The 12,155-nt window shown below is 65.5% G+C and carries 14 protein-coding genes and 1 pseudogene; 11 read left to right on the top strand and 4 right to left on the bottom strand.

The annotated features are described in order from the left end of the window. Positions 1 to 15 precede the first annotated feature (15 nt). The 4 genes from VTU_RS31050 to VTU_RS25235 all read left to right on the top strand — a co-directional run bounded on the left by VTU_RS31050 (position 16) and on the right by VTU_RS25235 (position 2,337). The gene (locus VTU_RS31050) at positions 16 to 582 is read left to right on the top strand and encodes a 4'-phosphopantetheinyl transferase family protein (RefSeq protein WP_010100035.1); all 567 of its coding nucleotides are present in this window, start codon (positions 16 to 18) and stop codon (positions 580 to 582) included. Next, positions 579 to 1,328 carry a carbon-nitrogen hydrolase family protein gene (locus VTU_RS31045; RefSeq protein WP_010100034.1) on the top strand — a complete coding sequence of 250 codons (750 nt, stop codon included), beginning with the start codon at positions 579 to 581 and terminating at the stop codon, positions 1,326 to 1,328. The genes VTU_RS31050 and VTU_RS31045 overlap by 4 nt, the downstream gene beginning before the upstream one ends. 155 nt (positions 1,329 to 1,483) lie before the next feature. Next, on the top strand, positions 1,484 to 1,669 hold the full coding sequence (locus VTU_RS32370) for a hypothetical protein (RefSeq protein WP_138927750.1): 186 nt from the start codon (positions 1,484 to 1,486) through the stop codon (positions 1,667 to 1,669). Then, positions 1,663 to 2,337 carry a HipA domain-containing protein gene (locus VTU_RS25235; RefSeq protein WP_169315359.1) on the top strand — a complete coding sequence of 225 codons (675 nt, stop codon included), beginning with the start codon at positions 1,663 to 1,665 and terminating at the stop codon, positions 2,335 to 2,337. Before VTU_RS32370 ends, VTU_RS25235 begins: the two co-directional genes overlap by 7 nt. A 3-nt stretch (positions 2,338 to 2,340) precedes the next feature. On the opposite strand, the pseudogene VTU_RS25230 reads toward VTU_RS25235, so the two are convergent. Beyond that, positions 2,341 to 3,392: pseudogene (locus VTU_RS25230) on the bottom strand (extracellular solute-binding protein). Positions 3,393 to 3,610: 218 nt separating this feature from the next. Between VTU_RS25230 and VTU_RS0101250 the strand changes: the two are divergent. Genes VTU_RS0101250 through VTU_RS0101240 form a run of 3 tightly spaced genes read left to right on the top strand, consistent with a single transcriptional unit; the run spans position 3,611 to position 4,906 of the window. After that, a complete protein-coding gene (locus VTU_RS0101250) occupies positions 3,611 to 3,877 on the top strand; it encodes a type B 50S ribosomal protein L31 (RefSeq protein ID WP_010100031.1) in 267 nt (88 codons plus the stop codon). A 4-nt stretch (positions 3,878 to 3,881) separates the two neighbouring features. Continuing rightward, complete coding sequence (locus VTU_RS0101245) at positions 3,882 to 4,592, top strand: AzlC family ABC transporter permease (protein ID WP_201766083.1); 711 nt, start codon at positions 3,882 to 3,884, stop codon at positions 4,590 to 4,592. Further along, entirely contained in the window at positions 4,589 to 4,906 is a 318-nt protein-coding gene (locus VTU_RS0101240) for a hypothetical protein (RefSeq protein ID WP_010100029.1), read from the top strand. The genes VTU_RS0101245 and VTU_RS0101240 overlap by 4 nt, the downstream gene beginning before the upstream one ends. Before the next feature lie 22 nt (positions 4,907 to 4,928). On the opposite strand, the gene VTU_RS0101235 is transcribed toward VTU_RS0101240, so the two are convergent. Both VTU_RS0101235 and tsaE read right to left on the bottom strand, forming a co-directional pair. Further along, positions 4,929 to 6,332 carry an N-acetylmuramoyl-L-alanine amidase gene (locus VTU_RS0101235; RefSeq protein WP_010100028.1) on the bottom strand — a complete coding sequence of 468 codons (1,404 nt, stop codon included), beginning with the start codon at positions 6,330 to 6,332 and terminating at the stop codon, positions 4,929 to 4,931. 4 nt (positions 6,333 to 6,336) lie between these two features. Continuing rightward, positions 6,337 to 6,858, bottom strand: a complete 522-nt coding sequence (gene tsaE, locus VTU_RS0101230; protein WP_029553987.1) for a tRNA (adenosine(37)-N6)-threonylcarbamoyltransferase complex ATPase subunit type 1 TsaE — start codon at positions 6,856 to 6,858, stop codon at positions 6,337 to 6,339. Positions 6,859 to 6,879: 21 nt separating this feature from the next. On the opposite strand from tsaE, the gene queG reads away from it, so the two are divergent. Next, positions 6,880 to 7,959, top strand: a complete 1,080-nt coding sequence (gene queG / locus VTU_RS0101225; protein WP_010100026.1) for a tRNA epoxyqueuosine(34) reductase QueG — start codon at positions 6,880 to 6,882, stop codon at positions 7,957 to 7,959. On the opposite strand, the gene VTU_RS0101220 is transcribed toward queG, so the two are convergent. Further along, positions 7,925 to 8,830 (bottom strand): AEC family transporter, encoded by a 906-nt coding sequence (locus VTU_RS0101220; RefSeq protein WP_010100025.1) that lies wholly within the window; start codon positions 8,828 to 8,830, stop codon positions 7,925 to 7,927. The genes queG and VTU_RS0101220 overlap by 35 nt on opposite strands. A 129-nt stretch (positions 8,831 to 8,959) precedes the next feature. Here VTU_RS0101220 and VTU_RS0101215 point away from each other — a divergent pair, with 129 nt between their 5' ends. The 3 genes from VTU_RS0101215 to VTU_RS25225 all read left to right on the top strand — a co-directional run. Next, positions 8,960 to 9,925, top strand: coding sequence for a tripartite tricarboxylate transporter substrate binding protein BugE (locus VTU_RS0101215; protein WP_010100024.1), 966 nt, complete (start codon positions 8,960 to 8,962; stop codon positions 9,923 to 9,925). A gap of 56 nt (positions 9,926 to 9,981) precedes the next feature. Beyond that, positions 9,982 to 10,881, top strand: a complete 900-nt coding sequence (gene xerD / locus VTU_RS0101210; protein ID WP_029553986.1) for a site-specific tyrosine recombinase XerD — start codon at positions 9,982 to 9,984, stop codon at positions 10,879 to 10,881. A 451-nt stretch (positions 10,882 to 11,332) separates the two neighbouring features. After that, positions 11,333 to 12,155: Ig-like domain-containing protein (locus VTU_RS25225; protein ID WP_010100022.1), on the top strand; the 823-nt coding region annotated here is incomplete at its 3' end.

Genomic DNA, 12,155 nt, shown 5'->3' with positions numbered 1-12,155 from the left:
TGACAGGCCCTAGCCATGGGTAAGGTGACCGGGCTGCCTCCCGCGCGCGTTTCGATCGAACAATTTTGCGTCGACTGCAATCGGCCAGGACATGGTAAACCGTTTTTCCCCTCACACCCGGAGTTATCCGTCTCGTGGAGCCATCAGAATGGCATCGTCATGGCAGCAGTATCGACTTTTGATATTGGTGTGGATGTCGAAACACTTAGATCTATCCCGGTCGATTCCGATTTTTCCGAGAATGTGCTCTGCGATGCAGAACTGGAAATCTTCAATAAACTGCCTGCGACCAGCTCCGATGGGGCAAGTTTAAAGCAATTGTATGTTGCGCGACAATGGGTACGCAAGGAAGCCATTGTAAAGCTCGGAGGTTGTTCGCTGGATCGCCTGTCGAAGCTGGATCTGGGAGAATTAGATTTTCCGGATTTTTCTTTGGACACTTTTCAGCGAATCAATTCCGGATGCGATTACGCAATGATCGACATTTCCATCGTAAATCGAGTATGTCTCGGCGCGCTGGTATGGCGGGGGGAGACACAGGGCATCTTATTGTCTGCGACTAAAGAAGGACGCAATCCATGAAAAATGACATCCGGATGGCCGCAGCTCAGACTGTCGACCAGTGTGATTTCAATGCCAATCTTGTTCAACATGGCCGCTTCATCGAAGCGGCCGGCCGCGAAGGGGTGAAATTGCTCGTTTTTCCGGAACTGTCCCTGACGGGCTATCATCGGAAACAAGCAAGTGCGCATTCCGTTGAAATGACATCTCCTCGCCTGGATGCATTGCGCCGCGCGTCAGCGAGCGCAGACGTAGTTGCCGTCGCTGGCGTCCCGCTGATGGTGGATGGGCGGCTCTTCATCGCATCACTGGTCGTCAAGCCCGACGGAACCATGGCCAGCTACTGTAAGCAGCACTTGCATCCTGGCGAAGATCTATTCTTTCACCCCGGTGCTGAGGGGGCTGCCAACCTTGAAACCATGGGAGTTGCATTGGCAATATGTGCTGATACAAACTACCCGGAACACGCTGCCGCAGCCAGTGCGCTCGGTGTAGATGTCTATGCCGCTAGTTGCTTGATTACTAACGGCGGCTATGATCAGGATTCGGCGCAGTTGATCGCATATGCGGCCAAACATGCTTATGCGGTCCTGATGGCCAATCATGGTGGACCTACCGGAGGATTCGAGGCGGCAGGCAGGAGCGCCATCTGGGATGAGAAGGGCAATTGCGTATCTGCTGCGCTTGGCACGGGAGCGCAGCTTGTCATTGCTGAACGTTCATCGGGACAGTGGACAGGTCGTGTTATGCGGCTGCCTCTTGAGTAAACAAAACGACTGCGCTGTCATGTCCGTATGTCCGTAGCGTTTCTCCACGATGGACCTTTTGAAACGATACCCATCGTGCCTGCATAACTGTCCGCAAGCGGGGGGGTAAGTGTTTGAAGAGTGGCTTTGAACCGCTGTCCGAACTCCTCCACCATTTGGAACTGGCCCGTGAAGTCCAGGCCGTGCTGCAAGACGACGGCTACCTTGTCTTGGCCGAACTCGCCCGCGTGGGAGGCTCGCCCGGTGGCATCCGGCCCAAGGCCCAAGTCCATTTCAACCCCCAAACCATGGCCATGGGTACCCGGGCGTCCCAGGTGCCCGGGGGGAACCATGGCTGCTGAAGTTTGCCGGTGCGGACGATGCCCCGGACAGCTGCGCCTTGGAGGAACTGTATGCGCGCCTGGCACGCGGCTGCGACCTGGCCATGTCTCCCACCCATCTCTTTGAATTACCCGGCGACCGCCTGGCATTCGGCACGCGGCGTTTCGACCGGCGCGGCAGCACCCGGGTGCATGTGCATTCGCTTGCCGGACTGCTGCATGCCGATTTCCGGCTGCCATCCGTCCGCTACGAGGACTTCTTCCGGGTAACGCGCCGCCTCACCCGGGACCAGCGCGAACTGGTCAAGGCCTTCAGGATTTGCGTATTCAATGTGCTCATGAACAACCGGGACGATCACGCGAAGAATCTGTCGTTCATGCGCGAAGCCGATGGACGCTGGTTGCTTGCCCCGCCCTACGATCTGACCTATGACGCCGGGTACCGCGGAGAGCACTTCATGGACGTGGCGGGCGAAGGGAGAGCGCCTGCGCGCGAGCACCTCCTGGCTGCGGCAGCGAAAGCCGGACTGCCCACCCACGTCGCCATCCGCTGCCTGGATGCAATGCTCGGGCGCATCACACCGGATCTGCTGTTGCAGGCAGCCAAACTGCTACCCCTGCGTTCTTCCACGGTCAAGATGGTGCATGGCGCCGTGCTCGGCAACCACGCCAGATTGCGCGTTGACTAGCATTTACGGGAAGCCCACGCGGTCGAGCATTTGCTGCACCCGGACTGCGTTGGCGCCCACGGCGCTGATCGGGATGGTTTCGCTCTTGAACGGCTTGCCTGCGGTCATGGCCTTGAGCGCGGGGTTGTCGAGTTCCACGCCCTGGGCCGCAGGCCATTCGTTGTTGCCGTTGGCAAAGTGGTTCTGCGCCTCGGGGCTGGCCAGGTATTCGAGGAAGCGGATGGCATTCGCCGGGTTCTTCGAATGCCGGGCGACGGCGCCGCCGGCGATGTTCAGGTGCGTTCCCCAGGATTCCTGGTTCGGGAACACCACGCCCACCTTGTTCACTGCGGCCATGTCCTCGGGTTTGGTCGAGCGCATCATGCGTGCGAGGTAGTAGCTATTGGTCACGGCAATATCGCATTCGCCGGCGGCCACGGCCTTGATCTGGTCGGTGTCGCCGCCCTTGGGGGGCGTGCCAGGTTGGCGACCACGCCCTGGAGCCAGGCCTCGGCCTTCTGCTCCCCCAGGTGCTCGGTCACGGCGCCGAACAGGCTCAGGTTGTAGGGGTGCGAACCCGAGCGGATGCACAGCCTGCCCTTGTTCCTGGGGTCGCCGAGCGACTCGTAGGTGGCCACGTCCGACTTCTGCACCTTGACCTTGTTGTAGACGATCACGCGGGCGCGGGTGGACAGGCCAAACCACGAAATGCCGCCGTCGGCCGCCGGAGCGCTGCGCAAGTTGGCGGGAATGGCGTGGTTCAACAACTTGGACTGTATGGGTTGGAACAGGCCATCGGTTTCGCCCTTGTGCAGGCGGGTGGCGTCCACCAGCAGGATGACGTCCGCAGGGGACGCCGCGCCTTCGGCCCTGAGCCGGGCCAGGATGCCCGCGTCGTCGGCGTCCACGCGCTGGATCCGGATTCCGGTAGCCTGCGTGAACCCGCTGTACAGCGCTTCGTCCGTGGCGTAGTGGCGGGCCGAGTAGAGGTTCAGCACCTGTTCCTGGGCATGGACATGGGCGGCGCTGGCGAGCAGGGCGCAAGCGCTGAGCAGGGCTTTCACGGTCTTGGGCATGGCGGGTTCCTTCGGAGTGGTTGGCGCCGCGATGGTAAGACAAACGCGAATTATTCTCAATAAGCTTGACGCCAAGCCATTGCGCCGAAGATTTTCTTCGGGCATGGATCGGTCGCGCTACAATCACGGGCTTTTTTTGCGGAAAGTACGCTGGATGCTCCACGGTGCAAAGGTTGCCCCGGGTTCGGCACGGCTACCGCACTTGGCGAGGATCGATCATGAAAGAAGGCATTCACCCCAACTACCGCGAAGTGCTGTTTGCAGACCTGTCCAACGGCTTCAAGTTCGTCACCCGTTCCTGCGTGAACACCAAGGAAACCGAGACCTTCGAAGGCAAGGAATACCCGCTGTTCAAACTGGACACCTCGTCTGAATCGCACCCCTTCTACACCGGAACGCAAAAGTCGGTGGACAACATGGGCGGCCGCGTGGAGCGTTTTCGCAACCGTTTCGGCAAGACTGCGGCGAAGGGCGCTGCTGCATAAATCCTTGTCGGCTCGAACATCGGGCGGCACGCCAGGAGGCGCCTGGGCCGCGTTCGTGCGCGCGGCCCCAACGGGGCTGGCGCTCGTGCCGGTCGGCATGCTCTTCGGCGTGCTCGCTGCGCAGGCGAACTGGGGTGCGCTGGACGTGCTGCTCTTTGGCGTGCTCGGCTTCTCGGGCAGCGGACAGTTCGCGCTGTTGCCGCTCGCAGCGCAGGGTCAGGGCTTTCTGACCATGCTGCTGGTGGCGGTCTCGATCAACAGCCGCTACGTGCCGATCGCATTTGTCACCGCTTCGCGTTTGCCGAGAGCACCGCTTCGTCGTGCCTTCTTCGCGCATTTGTTGGGCGACGAGGCGTATGCGGTGGAGCACGAGCAGGACGCGAGCGTGTCCATTCTTGCCATCCGCCTGACGATCTACGGCGCATGGGTGCTGTCTACCCTGGCCGGGGTGTTGGCTGCCGGCCTGCTCCCACGCAGCAGCCTGTCGGGCGGGATGAATCTCGGCTTTCCGGCCAGCGCCGTATTGCTGGTGCTGTCCTTCGGCCAACTCAAGGCGCGCGTGCCGCGGATCGCGGCGCCCTGGCCCCGCCGCCTCGCAGAGATGGGCCTGTGCATCGCTGCTGCGGTGCTGTTGTTCGCCTGGCTCGGCCCTGTCTGGTTCTGGCTTCCGAGCATCGCCTTCAGCTCCTGGCGGCTGTGGAGGGCCGGCGCATGACGCTCTCTTCGCATGGCTTGGCCATCGTGGCCCTGCTGGCCACCAGTGTGCTGGTGCGTGTGCTGCCGGTATTCGTGCGGCTTCGCCTGAGCGACACGGCGCGCAGCCTCCTCGAACGGGTGCTGCCCATGGCGGTGTTCCTGAACTTCGCCATCTACATCGCCTTGACGGAAATCCGCACTGCGCCGGTGGCGGCAATCGCCGCCATCGCGGTCGTCGGCATCATCACACTCTCGACCCGCCTCGGGCTCTTGCTCACGACCCTTGCGGGCACCGTCGTGTACGTCCTGACCCAGATGGCGGCGCAGGCCTGAGGAACGCTGGTAAGGGCTGGCCCTAAACCGACCGGCTGCGCGCCAGCGGCGGGTTTCTTGCGAAGTAGCGGGTGATGCCGCGCATCAGTGCATCGGCCAGTTGCTCCTGGTAGGCGCTGCTGCGCAGGCGTTTTTCCTCTTCCGGGTTGCTGATGAAGGCCGTCTCGACGAGCACGCTGGGGATGTCGGGGGCCTTGAGCACGGCAAAGCCCGCCTGCTCCACGTGCGGCTTGTGCAGCCGGCCCAGGCCGCCGATCTCACCCAGCAGCACGCTGCCGAGCTTGAGGCTGTCATTGATCTGCGCGGTGGTGCTCATGTCCAGCAGGGCGCGCTGCACGTGCTGGTTTTGCAGCTGCACGTTGATTCCGCCCACCAGGTCGGCCTGGTTTTCCTTTTGCGCCAGCCAGCGCGCTGCCGCGCTCGACGCGCCGCCCTGGCTCAGTGCAAACACGCTTGCGCCGCGCGCCTCGGGGGAGGTGAAGGCGTCGGCATGAATGCTCACGAACAGGTCGGCCTGCACGCGCCGGGCTTTTTGCACGCGCGTTCCCAGGGGCACGAAGTAGTCGCCGTCGCGCGTCAGGTAGGCGCGCATCGGGTTGCCGCCCACGGTGGTCGCGTTGATGCGCTCGCGCAGTAATTGCGCCACGCGCAGTACCACGTCCTTCTCGCGTGTGCCGCTGGGGCCGATGGCGCCGGGGTCTTCGCCGCCGTGGCCCGGGTCCAGCGCCACGATGATCAGGCGGTCGGTCTCCGTGGCGTGCTTGCCGGGGCGGGTCGGGGGCGCGGCGGAGGGCAGGGGGGTGGATGCTGCCGCCGCTGCTGCGACGAGCGGCAGCGGCAGGGTCGGGGTCGGGCTGTTGCTGCTGCGTTGGGCGATCAGCTCGCCGAGCTGGTCGGGTTCGGCCGTGGGCGCTGGCGTGGGGGCATGGGCGGCCGGCGCGGGGGCATCGCGCAGGCGTTCGGCGATCAGGCCTGCGAGCGGGTCGATGGGCGTGGCCGGGTACAGGTCGAGCAGCAGCCGGTGCCGGTACGCCGCCACGGGGAGCAGGGCGAACACCTGCGGCAGGGCGGCTTGCCGCAGGTCCAGCACCAGGCGCACCACGCCGGGCGCGTTCTGGCCGACGCGGATTCCGGCAATGTTCGGGTCGTCGGGCTGGACCTTGGCCACCAGCTCGCGCAGCGCAGGGCTGAGGTCTATGCCCTCGATGTCCACCGCCAGGCGCGGCGGTGTGCGCACGAAGAACTGTTGGGTGCGCAGCGCGCCGTCGGACTCGATGGTCACGCGCGAATACTCGGGCGCCGGCCAGACGCGCACCGCGAGGATGCTCGCGCCGCGCGCAATCTGCTGCCGGCCCAGCAGCAGCACCAGGCCGGCGGCCCGCAGCACGGCGCGGCGGACCGGGGCTTCGGGGAGGAATGGGTTCATGTGCTCAGAGTCCTTGCAGCAGGCTGCGGCCGGTGGGGGTCCGGGCGCGCAGTGTGACGTTTCTCTCCATGGCCTCGGTGGTTTCGATGGATATGGCAAGGTCCGCGGGCGGTGCGAGTCCTGCGGCCTTTTCCGCCCATTCTGCGAGCTTCAGACCCGGGTGCGCAAAGAGCTCGCGCAGGCCCGCGTCCTCCCACTCGCGCGGATCGTCGAAGCGGTAGAAATCGAAATGCCAGATTGCCAGGCCCGGGGCCTCGTGCGGCTCCACCACGGCGTAGGTCGGGCTCTTGATGCGCCCCTGCACGCCCAGGGCGCGCAGCAGGTGGCGCACCAGCGTGGTCTTGCCCGCGCCCAGCGCGCCATGCAGGCTGAGGTAGGCGTTGCCGATCAGCGGCCGCGCGGCGAGCCGGCGTGCCAGGGCCTGCGTATCGTCCTCGCTGCGCCAGCGTAAATGGCGGACGGGGTCGGCGGTAGCGCCCGGGGCGCCGCTTTCTACAATCTGGCCGGTATGGGGTGCAGCAGTCAATTCGTTCAACTCGTTCCTCGCATGCAGGACTGGGCCCGCGGGCTGGGATTTTCCCAAATCGGCGTGACCGGGGTGGACCTGTCTGCCGCAGAGCCGGGATTGGCGGCCTGGCTCGCGCAGGGCTTCCATGGTGACATGCATTACATGGCAGCGCACGGCCTGCGGCGCGCGCGCCCGGCGGAGCTGGTGCCCGGCACCGTGAGCGTGATCACGGCGCGCATGGATTATTTGCCGCGCACCACGGCCGCGGGCTGGCAGGCTTTCGAGCTGGGGCGTCTGGCGCGCCCGCGCGAAGGCGTGGTCTCGCTCTATGCCCGGGGGCGCGACTACCACAAGGTGCTGCGCGCGCGCCTGCGCACGCTCAGCGAGCGCATCGCCGAGGCCATCGGCCCCTTTGGCCACCGGGTGTTCACCGATTCGGCACCCGTGCTCGAGGCCGAGCTGGCCGCGCGCAGCGGGCAGGGCTGGCGTGGCAAGCACACGCTGGTGCTCAACCGCGAGGCGGGCTCGATGTTCTTCCTCGGCGAGATCTATGTGGACCTGGCCCTGCCCGAGACCGCCCCCGCCACGGCGCACTGCGGCAGCTGCCGCGCCTGCATCGACATCTGCCCCACGCAGGCCATCGTCGCGCCGCACCGGCTGGACGCGCGGCGCTGCATTGCGTACCTGACGATCGAGCACGCCGGGCCGATTCCGCTGGAACTGCGGCCGCTCATGGGAAACCGCATCTATGGCTGCGACGACTGCCAGCTCGTGTGCCCCTGGAACAAGTTCGCGCAGCTCAGCCGCCTGCCGGATTTTGACGCGCGCGAGGGGCTGTCGGGCGAGCAGCTGGTGCAGCTGTTCGCCTGGGACGCGCCGACCTTTGCGCGCATGACCGCGGGCGGCCCGATCCACCGCATTGGCCACGAGCGCTGGCTGCGCAATGTGGCCGTGGCGCTGGGCAACGCGCTGCGCGCCACCGGCGACGACGCCCTGCGCGCCGCGTTGCAGCGGCGTGCGCAGGACGCGAGCCCATTGGTGCGCGAGCACGTGGCCTGGGCGCTGGAGCCCGCCGCTGTGGCGCTCAGCGCAGGACACCCAAGGCAAACGGCAGGCTGAGCACGCCCAGCAGGGTGGACAGGGTCACCAGCCCTGCCACATAGGGCCCGTTGTAGCCCATGCGGGCCGCGAGCACGTAGCAGGTGGACGCGGTGGGCAGGGCCGAGAAGGCGAGCAGCGCCGTGGTCTGCACGGCGTCGAGCCCGAAGAGCCGGGCCATGGCGAACGCCAGCAGGGGCTGGGCCAGATGGCGGATCGCCAGCACCGACGCGCTCAGCGCCTTGCCCCGCGTGAGCAGGCCCAGTTGCAGGCTGGCGCCCGCGGCCATCAGCCCCAGCGCCAGCGACGCGGCGCCGATGCGGCCCACCGTGGGCAGGGCCCATTCGGGAATCCGCAGGCCCAGCAGATTCGCGCTCAGCCCCGAGGCCGTGGCGATGATCAGCGGGTTGCGCAGCAGCTCGCGCGCAAAGTTGAGCTGGCTGTGCCGCGCCATGGGCCATACCGCTGCCACGTTGAACAGGGGCACGCACACGCCGATCAGCACCGCGATCAGCAGCAGGCCCTGGGCGCCCGCGAGCCGCTCGGCAAGGGCCAGGCCGATGAAGGAGTTGAAGCGGAACGCCACCTGCGCGCTCGCGGCGTGGTCGCGCGCATCCAGGTGCTTGCCGACCCAGGGCCAGTGCGGCAGGCTGTAGGCCAGCGCAATGCCCATGAGCCCCGAGAGCATGCCGGCCGCGATCAGCCCCGACGTGGCGCGAACGTCCACCGGGCTCGTGACGATGGACTGGAACAGCAGCACGGGAAAGAACAGGTAGTACACCAGACCCTCGACCGGCTGCCACACCGACCGGTCGAGCGCGGTGTAGCGGCAGACCAGGTAGCCGCACAGGATGAGGGAGAAATCGGGGAGCAGGAGTTGAGCGTAATTCACGCACCGAGAATACTGGATGCTTCGACGCGCGGCCGGCTCCGGGTTCGTCCCTACGCGAAATCCACAGGGACCGGGCGTCCGATGCGCATACCATCGGCGCTGTTCATCACCCCCCACAAGGAGAATGGAATGCATCGTCGTCAATGGCTCGCGCTGACGCTCGCGGCCGCCGCCGCCGGATCTGCGGGCGCACAGGGCTACCCCAACAAAGTGATCCGGCTCGTCGTGCCCTTTGCGCCCGGCGGCACCACGGACATCATCGCGCGCGTGATCGCCGATCCGCTGGGCAAGGCCCTGGGCCAGAGCGTGATCGTGGAGAACAAGTCGGGCGGCGGCGGAATCGTGGGGGCGGCCGAACTGGCCCGCGCGAGCCCGGACGGCTACACGCTCGGCGTGGCCACCGTGTCGACCACGGCGGCGAACCCGGCGATCAACCCGAAGACGCCGTATGACCCGCTCACGGACTTCACGCCCATCATCAACCTCGCGGCCACGCCGAACATCATTGCCGTGCACCCGGGCTTTCCGGCCAAGGACTACAAGGCCTTCGTCGCCGAAATCAAGAGGCTGCCCGGCCGGTATTCGTATGCGTCCTCGGGAACCGGCGGCATCGGCCACCTGCAGATGGAGTTGTACAAGAGCCTCTCGGGCGTCTTCGTCACGCACATTCCCTACCGGGGCGCGGGGCCGGCGCTCAACGACACCGTGGCGGGCCAGGTGCCGATGATCTTCGACAACCTGCCCTCGACCCTGCCGTTCATCAAGGACAACCGCCTGGTGCCCATCGTGGTCGCCGCACCGCAGCGCGTGGCGGCCCTGCCGAACGTTCCCACCTTCAAGGAACTGGGCCTGGAGCCCGTGAACCGCATGGCCTACTACGGCATCCTGGGTCCCAAGGGCCTGCCCAAGGACATCGTCGACAAAATCGGCGCCGCTGCGCGCAAGGCGCTGGAAGACCCGGCGGTGAAAAAGCGCATCGAAGACACCGGATCGATCCTGATCGGCAACACGCCCGATGAGTTTGGCGCGCAGATCCGGGCCGAGTTCGCCGTCTACAAGGAGGTCGTCGCCAAGCAGAAGCTCCGGCTCGACTAGCGCACGCGCTGGCCGCCGAAAAATGCCGCAGCTTCCCGATGTGCTATGGTTTTTGCATGCCTGACCTCACTTTCGACACCATCGACGCCTTTATCGACGCCCTCTGGCTGGAGGATGGTTTGGCGCGCAACACGCTGCTCGCGTACCGGCGCGACCTGACGCAGTACGCGCAATGGCTGGCCAAGCAGCAGCCGGGTCTGAGGCTCGACGACAGCACCGAGCAGCATCTGCAGGCGTACTTCGTGGCGCGGCACGCGCATATCCGCGTCGCGTCGGCGAACCGGCGCCTGGTGGTGCTGCGGCGCTACTTTCAGTGGGCGCTGCGCGAGCGGCGCATCACGGACGATCCCACCGTGCGGCTGAGCGCCGCGCGCCAGCCGCTACGCGTGCCCAAGACCCTGTCGCAGGACCAGGTCGAAGCCCTGCTGCAGGCCCCGGATACGGACACGCTCCTGGGCCTGCGCGACCGCAGCATGCTGGAGCTGATATACGCCAGCGGCCTGCGGGTGAGCGAGCTGGTCACGTTGAAAACCTTCCACGTCGAGCTGGACGCCGGGGTGCTGCGCGTCACGGGCAAGGGCGACAAGGAGCGCCTGGTGCCGTTCGGCGAAGATGCCAGCGAGTGGCTCGGGCGCTATCTTCAGCAGGCCCGCAGCATCATCCTCGGCGCCCGGCAGACCGACGACCTGTTCGTGACCCAGCGCGGCAGCGCCATGACGCGCGTCATGTTCTGGATCATCGTCAAAAAATGCGCCCATGTGGCGGGCATTACGACGCCCCTGTCGCCGCACACGTTGCGCCATGCGTTTGCCACCCACCTGCTCAACCATGGCGCCGATCTGCGCGTGGTGCAGTTGCTGCTGGGCCACGCCGACATCTCGACGACCACCATCTACACCCACGTGGCGCGCGAGCGGCTCAGGGCCGTGCACGCACGCCACCATCCCCGCGGATAACGCTGCCGGGCCGCCGGCATCGCCGGCGGTCCGGGGGGTGTTTCCCCTCTGTCCCGGAGGTCCCGGATTGTTGCCCGCCGTGAGAAAAGCGTATGCGGTGTACCGCCTTGTGATAGTTGCTGCGCTGCCGCATTTTCGGGGCAACAATCCGCCAGGCATCTGACGGACCCAGGCGTTGGCCGGGCGGCGAACCGGACCCGGCGATGCAGCGCTCATGGTGCCGCAGAGCACAGGGGGGTCGAAGCGCTCCGGGCCTTGGCGGGCATGGGCGCGCGCAACCCGGGGAGGGAGCGTGAGCCAAGCTGCTCAGGGCTGACGCACGGCATATCAACCAAGGTATGGAAAGGACGGGAACGCCGCCGCAGTTTGCGCAGGTTCCATCGGTTCTGTTCTGGTTCGCCAAAACATGGCAGATCGATCCTGACAAACGGGATGCGTCCATAGAGGCACCATGGACACCGATAGCAATACCACCCCCGGCGCCACGGCTGATACCGTCCGGCCCAGCGCCACGGTCACGCTGGCCGACAGCATTCTGAGCATTGGCAAACCCACGACGACCGTCACCTTTGCCTTTAGCGAGCGCGTCACGGGCTTCACGGCAGACGACATTGATCTCAAGAACGCCAAGGGCACGCTGAGCCCGCTTATTGCGGTAGATGACAGAACCTGGACTGCCACGTTCACGTCAACGATCAACATTGATGGCGGTGGCCACAACGGTGGCACCGACACCATCAGCGTGGACCTCAGCGGTGTTACCGACGCCGCAAACCATACCGGTCAAGGCCTTGCCGTCAGCGCCCCCTACGACGTGGACACCAAGCGACCCACGCTGCTGAGCTTCCGCATCTCAAACGACACCGGACCTGACCCCACCCTCCATCCCGGAGAGTCAGCCTCTGTCTCTTTCATCTTCTCCGAAGCGTTGCGGGACTTCAAAGCCGAGGACGTGAAAGTGCCCAATGGCAATGTTACGGTGAGCGGCCTGTATCGCAACCTCAGTGTCCGCGGCAGCGTCTGGGAGGCCGCACTAACTGCTTCAATGGACAGCCCCACATTGACCCACATCAGGCCCACCGTGAACCTTGCTCACGTGACCGACTCTGCGGGCAACGCAGGCGAAGGCACGGTGTCCACCGGCGACATCTACGATGCTGATCCAGAGCGCCCCAAACTGCTCGACGCCACGGTCACAGCCAGCCAGTTGATACTCACATACTACGATTACGCTCAGAATCCGCTGGACAAGGAGCACCCGGCACCCAAAGAAG

It is taken from the genome of Verminephrobacter aporrectodeae subsp. tuberculatae At4 (assembly GCF_000193225.1).
In the GTDB taxonomy this organism is placed as follows: Bacteria; Pseudomonadota; Gammaproteobacteria; order Burkholderiales; family Burkholderiaceae_C; genus Acidovorax; species Acidovorax aporrectodeae.
This window is presented reverse-complemented; position numbering and strand designations above follow the sequence as displayed.